This window comes from Cellulosimicrobium sp. RS (assembly GCF_046159675.1).
In the GTDB taxonomy this organism is placed as follows: domain Bacteria; phylum Actinomycetota; class Actinomycetes; order Actinomycetales; family Cellulomonadaceae; genus Cellulosimicrobium; species Cellulosimicrobium funkei.
The window spans coordinates 60,509-76,110 of sequence record NZ_JBJXVU010000013.1; the positions used below are offsets into that span (position 1 = coordinate 60,509).

Below are 15,602 nucleotides of genomic sequence, written 5' to 3' on the forward strand. Positions count from 1 at the left end.
ACCGCCGGTCGTCCGTCGCTGCCCGCAGACTCCGTCTGCAGGACGTGACGGACCGAAGTCCCGCCCACGAGGTGGAGGCCAGCGCAGGTAGCGAATCGACGACGTCCGCCCGGCCCCGCCGCGCGTGCGACTGCGAGCCCCGCGCCTGCGCGGGGCTCTTTCTCGTTCCGGGACGGACGCCGGTGGTACCACCACCGGAAGGATTGCCATGGCGAGGCCGGACAAGGCAGCCGCAGTCGCCGAGATCTCGGAGAAGTTCCGCGACTCGAACGCTGCCGTGCTGACCGAGTACCGCGGGCTCACCGTCGCGCAGCTCAAGCAGCTGCGTCGGTCGCTCAGCGGCAACGCAACCTACGCCGTGGTGAAGAACACGCTGACCGCCATCGCGGCCAAGGAGGCCGGTGTCGAGGGACTCGACGCCGACCTGCAGGGTCCTTCGGCCATCGCCTTCGTCACCGGGGACCCGGTCGAGGCAGCCAAGGGTCTGCGTGACTTCGCCAAGGCGAACCCCGCGCTGGTCATCAAGGGCGGTGTCCTCGACGGGCGCCCCCTGACCGCCGCGGAGGTCACGAAGCTCGCGGACCTCGAGTCCCGCGAGGTCCTGCTGGCCAAGGCGGCCGGCGCGATGAAGGCCAAGCTCTTCCAGGCTGCCTACGTCTTCACCGCGAACACCGCCCAGGCCGCCCGCGTCATCGATGCCCTGCGTCAGAAGCAGGAATCGGAGGGCGCTGCCGCCTGATCCCGTGACCGGGCTCGCCCGGTCCCGCGATCGACGCAGCGCAAGCACAACACCCCGCTTCTGGCAGGCCCGCCCCGGGCCGCTGCCGAGCACCGACCGAAAGGAACGCCATCATGGCGAAGCTCAGCACCGACGAGCTCATCGAGCAGTTCAAGGGCCTCACCCTCATCGAGCTCAACGAGTTCGTGAAGGCCTTCGAGGAGACCTTCGAGGTCACCGCCGCCGCCCCCGCCGCCGTCGCGGTCGCCGCCCCCGCGGGTGGCGCCGGTGGCGACGCCCCGGCCGAGGAGGAGAAGGACGAGTTCGACGTCATCCTCGAGGCTGCCGGCGACAAGAAGATCCAGGTCATCAAGGAGGTGCGCGCGCTCACGTCCCTCGGCCTGAAGGAGGCCAAGGACCTCGTGGACGGTGCCCCGAAGCCGGTCCTGGAGGGCGCGAACAAGGAGACGGCCGAGAAGGCCAAGGCTGCCCTCGAGGGCGCCGGCGCCACGGTCACCCTCAAGTGATCGCACCGGTCCCGTCCTGACGGGACCGGTCGCACGCCGCACGAGGCCCGCACCCCGCCTGGGGTGCGGGCCTCGTCGTTCCCCGGGGGCGGCGCCGGGCGGCCAGGAGGGCCCGGGGGCGGCCCGCGGCGTCGCGCGGCGTCCTGGGGCGACCGGGATCCGACGGCGTCGGCGCACCGGCTTCACGGAACGGCCACGAGTGTGCCACCATGTGCGGGTCGACGACGCAGGACAGCGAGGTCGACAGCAGCAGGTGCAGGGCCCGCACGGCGGGCCGGAGGGCGGGCGACGAGGCCCGTGCGAGTACCGGCGAGGCGCGCAGCGTCCGGGGCCGGGCGGGGGAGTGTGCCCCGAGGTTGTGTGGCGACGCCTTCTTGGGGTATGCTCACGCTTTGCGCTGTCCTGTGCCCCCGATCTCATATACCCCCGACCCCCTCGACGACGTACGTGCGCGTCCGCGAGGTGTCGTGGCGGCGGTGATCGTGTCCAGCCCGGCCGGTGCAGCGTTCTTTCGATCTGCAGGGAAGGACCCCTCTTGGCTGCCTCGCGCACCCCTTCTGCTCCGTCCGCCGACGCCATCGCGAACCGCACCGCATCGCGTCGCCTCTCCTTCGCCAAGATCTTCGAGCCGCTCGAGGTCCCCGACCTGCTGGGCCTCCAGACCGAGAGCTTCGACTGGCTGCTCGGCAACGAGGCGTGGCAGGCGCGCGTCGCCGCCGCGGCCGAGGCCGGGCGCCAGGACGTGCCCTCGACGTCGGGTCTCGAGGAGATCTTCGAGGAGATCTCCCCGATCGAGGACTTCGGGTCCTCGATGTCGCTGTCGTTCTCCAACCACCGCTTCGAGCCGCCGAAGTACACGGCCGACGAGTGCAAGGAGAAGGACTTCACGTACGCCGCGCCGCTGTTCGTCACCGCGGAGTTCGTCAACTACAACACCGGTGAGATCAAGAGCCAGACGGTCTTCATGGGCGACTTCCCGCTCATGACCGAGCGTGGCACGTTCATCATCAACGGCACCGAGCGCGTCGTCGTCTCGCAGCTCGTCCGCTCGCCCGGCGTCTACTTCGAGCGCGCCGCCGACAAGACGAGCGACAAGGACATCTTCTCCGCGAAGATCATCCCGTCGCGCGGTGCCTGGCTCGAGTTCGAGATCGACAAGCGCGACGCCGTCGGCGTGCGCGTCGACCGCAAGCGCAAGCAGTCCGTGACCGTGCTGCTCAAGGCGCTCGGCCTCACGGAGTCCGAGATCCGCGAGCAGTTCGCGGACTTCCCGTCCGTGCTCGACACGCTCGAGAAGGACCACGTCCACACGCAGGACGAGGCGCTCGTCGACCTCTACCGCAAGATCCGCCCGGGCGAGCCGCCGACGGTCGAGGCCGGCCGCGCGCTCCTCGAGAACTTCTACTTCAACCCGAAGCGCTATGACCTCGCGAAGGTCGGCCGCTACAAGGCGAACAAGAAGCTCGGCATCGACGCGCCGCTCAGCGACTCCACGCTGTCGGTCTCGGACGTCGTCGCGACGATCAAGTACCTCGCGGCGCTGCATGCGGACCACGCGAGCATCCCGGGCACGCGCAACGGCGAGGCCGTCGAGGTGCGCGTCGAGACGGACGACATCGACCACTTCGGCAACCGCCGCATCCGCGCCGTCGGCGAGCTCATCCAGAACCAGGTCCGCACGGGCCTGTCGCGGATGGAGCGCGTCGTGCGCGAGCGCATGACGACGCAGGACGTCGAGGCGATCACGCCGCAGACGCTCATCAACATCCGCCCGGTCGTGGCGTCCATCCGCGAGTTCTTCGGCACGTCGCAGCTCTCGCAGTTCATGGACCAGAACAACCCGCTCGCGGGCCTGACGCACAAGCGTCGTCTCTCGGCCCTCGGCCCGGGTGGTCTGTCGCGCGACCGCGCCGGCATGGAGGTCCGTGACGTCCACCCGTCGCACTACGGCCGCATGTGCCCGATCGAGACTCCTGAGGGTCCGAACATCGGTCTGATCGGCTCGCTCGCGTCGTACGGGCGCATCAACCCGTTCGGCTTCATCGAGACGCCGTACCGCAAGGTGACCGCGGGCAAGGTGACCGACGAGGTCGTCTACCTCACGGCCGACGACGAGGACCGCCACGTCATCGCGCAGGCGAACCAGACGCTCAACGCCGACGGCTCCTTCGCGGACGAGCGCGTGCTCGTGCGCACCAAGGGCGGCGAGGTCGAGATCGTCCCCGGCGCGCAGGTCGACTACATGGACGTCTCGCCGCGCCAGATGGTCTCGGTCGCCACGGCGCTCATCCCGTTCCTCGAGCACGACGACGCGAACCGCGCCCTCATGGGTGCGAACATGCAGCGCCAGGCCGTGCCGCTGGTCCGCTCCGAGGCCCCGCTCGTCGGGACCGGCATGGAGTGGCGCGCGGCCGTCGACGCGGGCGACGTCGTCGTCGCGACGAAGCCCGGTGTCGTCACCGAGGTCTCGGCCGACCTCGTGCTCGTCGCGAACGACGACGGCACGACCGGCAGCTACCGGATCGCGAAGTTCCGCCGCTCGAACCAGGGCACGAGCTACAACCAGCGCGTGCTCGTCGACGAGGGCCAGCGCGTCGAGCCCGGCTCCGTCCTCGCGGACGGCCCGGCGACCGACGAGGGCGAGCTCGCGCTCGGCCGCAACCTCCTCGTGGCGTTCATGTCGTGGGAGGGCCACAACTACGAGGACGCGATCATCCTCAGCCAGCGTCTCGTGCAGGACGACGTGCTCTCCTCGATCCACATCGAGGAGCACGAGGTCGACGCGCGCGACACCAAGCTCGGCCCCGAGGAGATCACGCGGGACATCCCGAACGTCTCCGAGGACGTCCTGGCGGACCTCGACGAGCGCGGCATCATCCGCATCGGTGCCGAAGTCGGCGCGGGCGACGTCCTGGTCGGCAAGGTCACGCCGAAGGGCGAGACCGAGCTGACCCCGGAGGAGCGCCTGCTGCGCGCGATCTTCGGCGAGAAGGCGCGCGAGGTGCGCGACACGTCCCTCAAGGTGCCCCACGGCGAGTCCGGCACGGTCATCGGCGTGCGCGAGTTCAACCGCGAGGACGGCGACGAGCTGCCCGCGGGCGTGAACCAGCTCGTGCGCGTCTACATCGCGCAGCGCCGCAAGATCACGGACGGCGACAAGCTCGCCGGCCGTCACGGCAACAAGGGCGTCATCTCCAAGATCCTGCCCGTCGAGGACATGCCGTTCCTCGAGGACGGGACGCCGGTCGACGTCGTCCTCAACCCGCTGGGCGTCCCCGGTCGTATGAACGTGGGCCAGGTCCTCGAGACCCACCTCGGGTGGGTCGCGAAGCAGGGCTGGGACATCTCGCTCGCCGACGGCAAGGACCTCTCCTGGCGGGAGAACGTCCCCGAGATCGCCGCGACGTCCGAGCCGGGCCGTCCCGTCGCCACCCCGGTGTTCGACGGCGTCCACGAGGACGCGCTCACGGGCCTGCTCTCGACGACCATCCCGAACCGCGACGGCGACCGCATGGTCGGCGCCGACGGCAAGGCGCGTCTCTTCGACGGCCGCTCCGGCGAGCCGTTCCCCGAGGCCGTGTCGGTGGGCTACATGTACATCCTCAAGCTCCACCACCTGGTCGACGACAAGATCCACGCGCGCTCGACCGGCCCGTACTCGATGATCACCCAGCAGCCGCTCGGTGGTAAGGCGCAGTTCGGCGGTCAGCGCTTCGGCGAGATGGAGGTGTGGGCCCTCGAGGCGTACGGCGCGGCCTACACGCTCCAGGAGCTCCTCACGATCAAGTCGGACGACGTGCCCGGTCGCGTCAAGGTCTACGAGGCGATCGTCAAGGGCGAGAACATCCCCGACTCGGGCATCCCGGAGTCCTTCAAGGTCCTCCTCAAGGAGATGCAGTCGCTGTGCCTGAACGTCGAGGTGCTCTCGAGCGACGGCGTGTCCATCGAGATGCGGGAGTCGGACGACGACGTGTACCGCGCAGCCGAAGAGCTCGGCATCGACCTGTCGCGCCGCCCCAACGCGGCGTCCAGCGTCGACGAGATCTGATCTCGGGCAGGTGGGAGCGGGTCACCCCGCTCCCACCGACGACCCCCACACCAACCGTCTTTTTGGCGTCGGGGCCGGCCACGGCCGGTCCCGGCAGGCGAAGGAAGTAGGACAACTTGCTCGACGTCAACGTCTTCGACGAGCTGCGTATCGGCCTGGCCACGGCCGACGACATCCGTGCGTGGTCGCACGGTGAGGTGAAGAAGCCCGAGACCATCAACTACCGCACCCTCAAGCCCGAGAAGGACGGACTCTTCTGCGAGAAGATCTTCGGCCCCACCCGGGACTGGGAGTGCTACTGCGGCAAGTACAAGCGCGTGCGCTTCAAGGGCATCATCTGCGAGCGCTGCGGCGTCGAGGTGACGCGCTCGAAGGTGCGTCGTGAGCGCATGGGCCACATCGAGCTCGCCGCGCCGGTCACGCACATCTGGTTCTTCAAGGGCGTGCCCTCGCGCCTCGGCTACCTGCTCGACCTCGCCCCGAAGGACCTCGAGAAGGTCATCTACTTCGCGGCGTACATGATCACCTCGGTCGACGAGGAGGGCCGCCAGGAGGACCTCCCGAACCTCCAGAACGAGATCGACCTGGAGAAGAAGGAGATCGCGGACGCCCGCGACAACGACATCAACTCCCGCGCCCAGAAGCTCGAGGCCGACCTGGCCGAGCTCGAGGCCGAGGGTGCCAAGGCCGACGCGCGCCGCAAGGTCCGCGACTCGGCCGAGCGCGAGATGGCGCAGATCCGCAAGCGCGCCGACGCCCAGCTCGACCGTCTCGAGCAGGTGTGGGACCGCTTCAAGAACCTCAAGGTCGCCGACCTCGAGGGCGACGAGATGCTGTACCGCGCCCTCCAGGACCGCTACGGCACCTACTTCGAGGGCTCGATGGGCGCCGCGGCGATCCAGAAGCGTCTCCAGGACTTCGACCTGGAGGCGGAGGCCGAGTCCCTGCGCGAGACCATCCGCTCGGGCAAGGGCCAGCGCAAGACGCGTGCCCTCAAGCGCCTCAAGGTCGTCAACGCGTTCCTCACCACGACGAACTCGCCCACGGGCATGGTGCTCGACGCCGTCCCGGTCATCCCGCCGGACCTGCGCCCGATGGTGCAGCTCGACGGTGGCCGCTTCGCGACGAGCGACCTCAACGACCTGTACCGCCGCGTGATCAACCGGAACAACCGCCTCAAGCGTCTCCTCGACCTGGGTGCGCCGGAGATCATCGTCAACAACGAGAAGCGGATGCTCCAGGAGGCCGTGGACTCGCTGTTCGACAACGGCCGCCGCGGTCGTCCGGTCACCGGCCCGGGCAACCGCCCGCTCAAGTCCATCTCGGACATGCTCAAGGGCAAGCAGGGTCGTTTCCGTCAGAACCTGCTCGGCAAGCGCGTCGACTACTCGGGCCGTTCGGTCATCGTCGTCGGCCCGCAGCTCAAGCTGCACCAGTGCGGCCTGCCGAAGCAGATGGCGCTCGAGCTGTTCAAGCCGTTCGTCATGAAGCGCCTCGTGGACCTCAACCACGCGCAGAACATCAAGAGCGCGAAGCGCATGGTCGAGCGTGCCCGCCCGGTCGTGTGGGACGTGCTCGAAGAGGTCATCACCGAGCACCCCGTGCTGCTCAACCGTGCACCGACGCTGCACCGCCTGGGCATCCAGGCGTTCGAGCCGCAGCTCGTCGAGGGCAAGGCGATCCACCTGCACCCGCTCGTCTGCGCCGCGTTCAACGCGGACTTCGACGGTGACCAGATGGCCGTCCACCTGCCCCTGAGCGCCGAGGCGCAGGCCGAGGCCCGCATCCTCATGCTCTCGAGCAACAACATCCTCAAGCCGTCGGACGGCCGTCCGGTGACCATGCCCTCGCAGGACATGATCATCGGTCTGTACCACCTGACGAGCGACCGCGAGGGTGCCGAGGGCGAGGGTCGTGCGTTCGGCTCGGTGGCCGAGGCGATCATGGCGTTCGACCAGGGCACCCTGGACCTCAACGCCCGGGTGAAGATCCGCACGACGGACCTCGTCCCGCCGGTCTCCGGCTTCGAGGCTCCCGAGGGCTGGGAGGAGGGTCAGCCGATCCTCTTCGACACCACGCTCGGTCGCGCGCTGTTCAACGAGACGCTCCCCGTCGACTACCCGTACGTGAACTCGGTCGTCGACAAGAAGCGCCTCTCGGCGATCGTCAACGAGCTCGCGGAGCGCTACCCGAAGGTCGAGGTCGCGGCGTCGCTCGACGCGCTGAAGGCCGCCGGCTTCCGCTGGGCGACCCGCTCGGGCGTCACGATCGCGATCTCCGACGTGGCGACGCCCAAGGAGAAGGCCGTCATCCTCGAGCAGCACGAGGAGCGCGCGCTCAAGGTCCAGCAGCAGTACGACCGTGGTCTCATCACGGACGACGAGCGCCGTCAGGAGCTCATCGAGATCTGGACCCAGGCGACGGACAAGGTCGCGTCGGTCATGCGCGAGAACCTCGAGGCGAACGACCGCAACACCGTGTACCGCATGGTCGGCTCGGGTGCGCGTGGTAACTGGATGCAGGTCCGTCAGATCGCCGGTATGCGCGGTCTCGTGGCGAACCCGAAGGGCGAGATCATCCCGCGCCCGATCAAGTCCAACTACCGCGAGGGCCTGTCCGTCCTCGAGTACTTCATCGCGACGCACGGTGCCCGCAAGGGTCTGGCGGACACCGCGCTGCGGACCGCCGACTCGGGCTACCTCACGCGTCGTCTCGTGGACGTGTCGCAGGACGTCATCGTCCGCGAGGAGGACTGCGGCACCGAGCGCGGCCTGACCCTGCCGATCGCCGAGGAGCTCGCGGGCAAGCTCGTGCGCCACCCGAAGGTGGAGACGAGCGTCTACTCGCGCACCCTCGCGGCCGACCTGGTCGACCCCGAGGGGAACGTCGTCGGCAAGGCCGGCGACGACGCGGGCGACGTCCTCATCGACGCCGCGGTCACCGCGGGCGTCCGCGAGGCCAAGGTCCGCTCGGTCCTCACGTGCGAGTCGCGCGTCGGCACGTGCGCCAAGTGCTACGGGCGCTCGCTCGCCACGGGCAAGCTCGTCGACATCGGCGAGGCGGTCGGCATCATCGCCGCCCAGTCGATCGGTGAGCCGGGCACGCAGCTGACGATGCGTACCTTCCACACCGGTGGTGTCGCCTCCGCGGACGACATCACGCAGGGTCTGCCGCGTGTCACGGAGCTCTTCGAGGCCCGCACCCCCAAGGGTGAGGCGCCCATCGCGGAGTTCTCGGGCCGCATCGCGATCGACGACTCGGAGCGCTCGCGCCGTCTGGTGCTCACGCCGGACGACGGCTCGGAGGAGATCGCCTACCCGGTGACGAAGCGTGCCCGTCTGCTCGTGCAGGACGGCGACCACGTGAACGTCGGCACGCAGCTCGTCCAGGGTGCGGTGGACCCGAAGAAGGTCCTGCGCATCCTCGGCCCGCGCGCCACGCAGAAGCACCTGGTGGACGAGGTCCAGGAGGTCTACCGCTCGCAGGGCGTGGACATCCACGACAAGCACATCGAGGTCATCGTGCGGCAGATGCTGCGTCGCGTGACCGTGCTCGACTCGGGTGACTCGCACCTCCTGCCGGGCGAGCTCGCCGAGCGCGGCCGCTTCGAGGACGCGAACCGTCGCGCGGTGGCGGAGGGTGGCCAGCCGGCCTCCGGCCGTCCGGAGCTGATGGGCATCACGAAGGCGTCGCTCGCGACGGACTCGTGGCTCTCGGCCGCGTCGTTCCAGGAGACGACGCGCGTGCTCACCGAGGCGTCGATGAGCGGTCGTCGTGACCCGCTCCTCGGCCTCAAGGAGAACGTCATCATCGGTAAGCTCATCCCGGCCGGTACCGGTCTTCCCCGGTACACCAAGGTCCAGGTCGAGCCGACCGAGCAGGCCAAGACGGAGCTCTACCCGAGCTTCGGCTACGACGAGATCGACTTCCCGGCGCTCGGCATGGGCTCCGGCGAGGCGATCCCGCTCGAGGACCTGGACTTCGGCGACTACCGCTGACGTCCCACGACGGGTGCCCGTCGGCTGCCGCGCCTCGTACGCGGTGGCCGGCGGGCACCCGTCGTCGTCCCTCCTGCGGGACGACGACGGGCCTGGGGGAGCGGCCGTGCTCGCGACCTGCTCCTTTGACTCCTTGCCGGGTGGCAGGTAACCTGGTAAACCGTGCCCGCGCCGTCGGGCCCTCCGTGATGTCCCTGGCGGGACGGTGCGGGCGAGCGATCGTCGCACACCGCCGCGTGGCGGTCTCCGGACGGGCCGATGTGAGTGCCCGGGCACTCCGGATCCCGGTCCTGGTGGCGCGCTCGCGCCCACGGCCCGGAGCCGGACCATCGAGCCGGTGGTAGGTGGCTGCTGCAGCGTCTCTCGCGCTGCGGGTGCCTCGTGCGATCGGCTCCAGCAGCCCGCACGACCACCATCGGGGATAGCCCCGGTAGCTCGAGAAGACACGGAGACGTAGTGCCTACGATCCAGCAGCTCGTCCGCAAGGGGCGGACCTCGAAGGTGGGGAAGTCCAAGACTCCCGCCCTCAAGGGCTCCCCGCAGCGGCGCGGTGTGTGCACGCGCGTGTACACCACCACCCCGAAGAAGCCGAACTCCGCGCTGCGCAAGGTCGCTCGCGTGAAGCTCTCCTCCCAGGTCGAGGTCACGGCCTACATCCCCGGCGTCGGCCACAACCTCCAGGAGCACTCCATCGTGCTCGTGCGCGGCGGTCGTGTGAAGGACCTCCCGGGTGTGCGCTACAAGATCGTGCGCGGCGCGCTCGACACGCAGGGCGTGAAGAACCGCAAGCAGGCCCGCAGCCGCTACGGCGCCAAGAAGGAGAAGAGCTGATGCCTCGCAAGGGCCCGGCCCCGAAGCGGCCGCTCATCGTCGACCCGGTCTACGGGTCTCCCGTCGTCACGCAGCTCATCAACAAGGTGCTGCTCGACGGCAAGAAGTCCACCGCCGAGTCGATCGTCTACGGCGCCCTCGAGGGCGTCCGGGCGAAGACGGACGGCGACCCGGTCGTCGTGCTCAAGCGCGCGCTCGAGAACGTCCGCCCGGCGCTCGAGGTCCGCTCGCGCCGCGTCGGTGGTGCGACCTACCAGGTCCCGGTCGAGGTGCGCCCGGCGCGTGCGACGACCCTCGCGCTGCGCTGGCTCACGGACTACTCGCGCGCCCGTCGCGAGAAGACCATGACGGAGCGCCTCATGAACGAGATCCTCGACGCCAGCAACGGCCTCGGCGCCGCGGTCAAGCGCCGCGAGGACATGCACAAGATGGCGGAGTCCAACAAGGCCTTCGCCCACTACCGCTGGTAGTCCGCACGACGGGCCCCGGGGACCGGAGCGTCCCCGGGGCTGTCGGCGGGTCCGAGGCCGGTCATCCCGGTCCGAGCAGCGCCCCCGACTCAACCCATCTAACGAGGGAAGCAGACCGTGGCACTTGACGTGCTGACCGACCTGAGCAAGGTCCGCAACATCGGCATCATGGCCCACATCGATGCCGGGAAGACCACGACCACCGAGCGCATCCTGTTCTACACGGGTGTGAACTACAAGCTCGGCGAGACGCACGACGGCGCGTCCACGACCGACTGGATGGAGCAGGAGAAGGAGCGCGGCATCACCATTACGTCCGCCGCCGTCTCGTGCTACTGGAACAAGAACCAGATCAACATCATCGACACGCCCGGCCACGTCGACTTCACGGTCGAGGTCGAGCGCTCCCTGCGCGTGCTCGACGGCGCCGTCGCCGTCTTCGACGGCAAGGAGGGCGTCGAGCCGCAGTCTGAGACGGTGTGGCGCCAGGCGGACAAGTACAACGTCCCGCGCATCTGCTTCGTCAACAAGATGGACAAGCTCGGCGCGGACTTCTACTTCACCGTCGACACGATCATCAACCGCCTCAAGGCGAAGCCGCTGGTCATCCAGCTCCCGATCGGGGCCGAGAGCGACTTCACCGGTGTCGTGGACCTGCTCGAGATGAAGGCGCTCGTCTGGCACGGGGAGACCCAGCTCGGCGAGGCGTACGACACCGAGGAGATCCCCGCGGACCTGGTCGAGAAGGCCCAGCAGTACCGCAGCGAGCTCGTCGAGGCCGTCGCCGAGGCCGACGAGGAGCTGCTCGAGAAGTACCTCGGTGGCGAGGAGCTGACGATCGCCGAGCTCAAGGCCGGCATCCGCAAGCTCGTCATCGCGGGCGAGGCGTTCCCGGTCCTGTGCGGCTCCGCGTTCAAGAACAAGGGCGTCCAGCCCATGCTCGACGCGGTCATCGACTACCTGCCGTCGCCCCTCGACGTGCCGGCCATCGACGGTCACGACCCGAAGGACGAGGAGAAGGTCATCCAGCGTCACCCCGACGCCTCGGAGCCGTTCTCCGCGCTCGCCTTCAAGGTCGCGGCGCACCCGTTCTTCGGCAAGCTCACCTACGTGCGCGTGTACTCCGGTCGCGTCGAGCCCGGCCAGCAGGTCGCGAACTCGACCAAGGGCAAGAAGGAGCGCGTCGGCAAGATCTTCCAGATGCACTCCAACAAGGAGAACCCGGTCGACGAGGCGAGCGCCGGTCACATCTACGCGGTCATCGGCCTCAAGGACACCACGACCGGCGACACGCTGAGCGACATGGCGAACCCGGTCATCCTCGAGTCGATGAGCTTCCCCGAGCCCGTCATCGACGTGGCGATCGAGCCGAAGACGAAGGCCGACCAGGAGAAGCTCTCCACGGCGATCCAGAAGCTCGCCGAGGAGGACCCGACCTTCCGCGTGAAGCTGGACGACGAGACCGGCCAGACCGTCATCGGCGGCATGGGCGAGCTCCACCTCGACATCCTCGTCGACCGCATGCGTCGCGAGTTCAAGGTCGAGGCGAACGTCGGCAAGCCGCAGGTCGCGTACCGCGAGACGATCCGCCGCAAGGCCGAGAAGATCGAGTACACGCACAAGAAGCAGACCGGTGGGTCCGGGCAGTTCGCGAAGGTCCAGGTGACCTTCGAGCCGCTCGACACGTCCGAGGGCGAGCTCTACGAGTTCTCCAACGCCGTCACCGGTGGTCGCATCCCGCGCGAGTACATCCCCAGCGTCGACGCCGGCATCCAGTCCGCGATGGAGCTCGGCGTGCTCGCCGGCTTCCCGCTGGTCGGGGTGAAGGCGATCCTGCTCGACGGCGCCTACCACGAGGTCGACTCCTCGGAGATGGCGTTCAAGATCGCCGGCTCGATGGTCCTCAAGGAGGGCGTCAAGCGGGCGGACCCGGTTCTGCTGGAGCCGGTGATGGCGGTCGAGGTGCGTACGCCCGAGGAGTACATGGGCGACGTCATCGGCGACCTGAACTCACGTCGTGGAATGATCCAGTCCATGGAGGACGCGACGGGTGTGAAGGTCGTCCGGGCCCACGTACCGTTGTCAGAGATGTTCGGGTACATCGGTGACCTCCGGTCCAAGACCCAGGGTCGTGCGGTGTACTCGATGCAGTTCGACAACTACGCCGAGGTTCCTCGGAACGTTGCCGAAGAGATCATCAAGAAGACCCGGGGCGAGTGAGTCCCCACAGGTCGAAGACCCGCACAACCATCAACCTGTAGGAAACCGCAACGCCCCGCGGATGTAGGATCTCTCGGTCGACATTCGCAACGTTCGGCACATCTACCCAAGTCCCAGGAGGACCCCAGTGGCTAAGGCCAAGTTCGAGCGGACCAAGCCGCACGTCAACGTCGGCACCATCGGTCACGTCGACCACGGTAAGACGACGCTGACGGCAGCGATCTCGAAGACGCTCGCGGACACGTACCCGGACCTGCCGGCGAACACGCAGCGCAACTTCGACGAGATCGACGCGGCTCCCGAGGAGAAGCAGCGCGGTATCACGATCAACATCGCGCACATCGAGTACGAGACGCCGAAGCGCCACTACGCGCACGTCGACGCCCCGGGTCACGCCGACTACATCAAGAACATGATCACCGGTGCCGCCCAGATGGACGGCGCGATCCTGGTGGTCGCCGCGACCGACGGCCCGATGGCCCAGACGCGCGAGCACGTCCTGCTCGCCCGCCAGGTCGGCGTGCCGTACCTGCTCGTGGCGCTCAACAAGTCCGACATGGTCGACGACGAGGAGATCCTCGAGCTCGTCGAGATGGAGGTGCGCGAGCTCCTCTCCTCGCAGGAGTTCGACGGTGACAACGCGCCGGTCGTGCGCGTCTCCGGTCTCAAGGCGCTCGAGGGCGACCCCGAGTGGACCGCGAAGATCCTCGAGCTCATGGAGGCCGTGGACGAGAACGTGCCCGAGCCCGTCCGCGAGCTCGACAAGCCGTTCCTCATGCCCGTCGAGGACGTCTTCACGATCACCGGTCGTGGCACCGTCGTCACCGGCAAGGTGGAGCGTGGCACGCTCGACCTCAACTCGGACGTCGAGATCGTCGGCATCCGCTCGCCCCAGAAGACCACGGTCACGGGCATCGAGACGTTCCACAAGCAGATGGACCAGGCTCAGGCCGGCGACAACACCGGTCTGCTCCTGCGCGGCATCAAGCGCGAGGACGTCGAGCGCGGCCAGGTCGTCGTGAAGCCGGGCTCGATCACCCCGCACACGCAGTTCGAGGCGCAGGTCTACATCCTGGGCAAGGACGAGGGCGGCCGTCACAACCCGTTCTACTCGAACTACCGTCCGCAGTTCTACTTCCGCACGACGGACGTCACCGGCGTCATCACGCTGCCCGAGGGCACCGAGATGGTCATGCCCGGTGACAACACCGAGATGACGGTCGAGCTGATCCAGCCGATCGCCATGGAGGAGGGCCTCGGCTTCGCCATCCGTGAGGGTGGCCGCACCGTCGGCTCGGGCCGCGTCACCAAGATCCTCAAGTGATCTGACGCTGCCTCTGCAGCACCTCGTCGAAGGCCCGGTCCCGTCCGCGGGGCCGGGCCTTCGGCCTGCGGTCACCGTCACACCGGCGTCGCGTCGTCCCGACTTGGACGACGGCGGCTTCGTGTGGCAGACTGTTCAGGTTGCCTGTTACGGGTGCGCTCTTTCACGTGTCGAACAGTGTGTTGAACCGGTCCTCTCGCCGAGGGCCAGGACCCCGGGACTTCTCCCGGGTCTGCGGGTTGAGCTCTCTGTGTCGCCATGGATCGAGTACCCCGCGGAACACACGTTCCGACAGGCTCGCACAAACGTTGTGGTCCGGTTCGCGGAGCCGTGCGTCAGCACGGAGCCCGGCGGGAGTCCACATATCCAACGGCCCTGCGCCTCTTGGCGTGTGCGCCCAGGTGCGTCGCGACTACGCGACACGCCCGAGCGCGGGGGTCGGACAGCTAGCGGTTCGAGAGAGAGAGTCAGACGACGCCATGGCGGGACAGAAGATCCGCATCCGGCTCAAGTCCTACGACCACGAGGTCATCGACAGCTCGGCGCGCAAGATCGTCGACACGGTGACGCGCGCTGGTGCAACGGTCGTGGGTCCGGTGCCGCTGCCGACGGAGAAGAACGTCTTCTGCGTCATCCGGTCGCCTCACAAGTACAAGGACAGCCGCGAGCACTTCGAGATGCGCACGCACAAGCGGCTGATCGACATCATCGATCCCACGCCGAAGGCGGTCGACTCGCTCATGCGTCTCGACCTGCCGGCTGACGTGAACATCGAGATCAAGCTCTGAGGCTGGAGGACATCATGACTACCCCCCAGCAGAACGCGCGCCCGGTCACCGCGGTGCTCGGCACGAAGCTCGGGATGACGCAGCTCTGGGACGAGGCCGGGCGCCTCGTGCCCGTCACCGTCGTCGCGGTCGGCACGAACGTCGTGACGCAGGTGCGCACGTCGGACGCCGACGGCTACGCCGCCGTGCAGCTCGCCTACGGCCAGATCGACCCGCGCAAGGTCACGAAGCCGCTCAAGGGCCACTTCGAGAAGGCCGGCGTCACGCCGCGTCGTCACGTCGCCGAGGTCCGCACCACCGACGCCACCGAGTACTCGCTCGGCCAGGAGATCACCGCGGAGGCCTTCGAGGCCGGCGCCGTGGTCGACGTCGTGGGCACGACCAAGGGCAAGGGCACCGCCGGTGTCATGAAGCGTCACGGCTTCTCCGGCGTGGGTGCCTCCCACGGCTCGCACCGCAACCACCGCAAGCCCGGCTCGATCGGTGGGGCCTCGACCCCGTCGCGAGTCTTCAAGGGCCTGCGCATGGCCGGTCGGATGGGCAACGTCCGTCAGACCACCCAGAACCTGACCGTCCACGCGGTCGACGCCGAGAAGGGTCTGCTGCTCGTCAAGGGCGCGGTTCCCGGCCCCAAGGGCGGCGTCGTCCTCGTGCGCAGCGCCGCGAAGGGAGCGTGAA

Annotated in this window: 10 protein-coding genes; all 10 read left to right on the forward strand. The window is 68.5% G+C overall.

Translation table 11 applies throughout. From position 1 onward, the window contains the following. The first annotated feature begins 208 nt into the window (after positions 1-208). The 10 genes from rplJ to rplC all read left to right on the forward strand — a co-directional run bounded on the left by rplJ (position 209) and on the right by rplC (position 15,601). Entirely contained in the window at positions 209-739 is a 531-nt protein-coding gene (gene rplJ / locus ACI769_RS17985; protein ID WP_024840304.1) for a 50S ribosomal protein L10, read from the forward strand. A 113-nt stretch (positions 740-852) separates the two neighbouring features. After that, positions 853-1,245 (forward strand): 50S ribosomal protein L7/L12, encoded by a 393-nt coding sequence (gene rplL, locus ACI769_RS17990; RefSeq protein ID WP_024840305.1) that lies wholly within the window; start codon positions 853-855, stop codon positions 1,243-1,245. A gap of 535 nt (positions 1,246-1,780) precedes the next feature. Beyond that, positions 1,781-5,293 (forward strand): DNA-directed RNA polymerase subunit beta, encoded by a 3,513-nt coding sequence (gene rpoB, locus ACI769_RS17995; protein ID WP_021479867.1) that lies wholly within the window; start codon positions 1,781-1,783, stop codon positions 5,291-5,293. A gap of 116 nt (positions 5,294-5,409) precedes the next feature. Further along, on the forward strand, positions 5,410-9,291 hold the full coding sequence (locus ACI769_RS18000; protein ID WP_043651983.1) for a DNA-directed RNA polymerase subunit beta': 3,882 nt from the start codon (positions 5,410-5,412) through the stop codon (positions 9,289-9,291). Positions 9,292-9,747: 456 nt separating this feature from the next. Continuing rightward, entirely contained in the window at positions 9,748-10,122 is a 375-nt protein-coding gene (gene rpsL, locus ACI769_RS18005) for a 30S ribosomal protein S12 (protein ID WP_021479869.1), read from the forward strand. Continuing rightward, positions 10,122-10,592 carry a 30S ribosomal protein S7 gene (rpsG, locus tag ACI769_RS18010; protein WP_021479870.1) on the forward strand — a complete coding sequence of 157 codons (471 nt, stop codon included), beginning with the start codon at positions 10,122-10,124 and terminating at the stop codon, positions 10,590-10,592. Before rpsL ends, rpsG begins: the two co-directional genes overlap by 1 nt. Before the next feature lie 117 nt (positions 10,593-10,709). Next, positions 10,710-12,812 carry an elongation factor G gene (gene fusA / locus ACI769_RS18015; RefSeq protein WP_021479871.1) on the forward strand — a complete coding sequence of 701 codons (2,103 nt, stop codon included), beginning with the start codon at positions 10,710-10,712 and terminating at the stop codon, positions 12,810-12,812. Positions 12,813-12,939: 127 nt separating this feature from the next. Next, the gene (gene tuf / locus ACI769_RS18020) at positions 12,940-14,136 is read left to right on the forward strand and encodes an elongation factor Tu (protein ID WP_021479872.1); all 1,197 of its coding nucleotides are present in this window, start codon (positions 12,940-12,942) and stop codon (positions 14,134-14,136) included. A gap of 479 nt (positions 14,137-14,615) precedes the next feature. After that, positions 14,616-14,924 (forward strand): 30S ribosomal protein S10, encoded by a 309-nt coding sequence (rpsJ, locus tag ACI769_RS18025; protein ID WP_012867945.1) that lies wholly within the window; start codon positions 14,616-14,618, stop codon positions 14,922-14,924. A 14-nt stretch (positions 14,925-14,938) separates the two neighbouring features. Continuing rightward, positions 14,939-15,601, forward strand: a complete 663-nt coding sequence (gene rplC / locus ACI769_RS18030) for a 50S ribosomal protein L3 (protein WP_021479874.1) — start codon at positions 14,939-14,941, stop codon at positions 15,599-15,601. The last annotated feature ends 1 nt before the right edge of the window (position 15,602 follow it).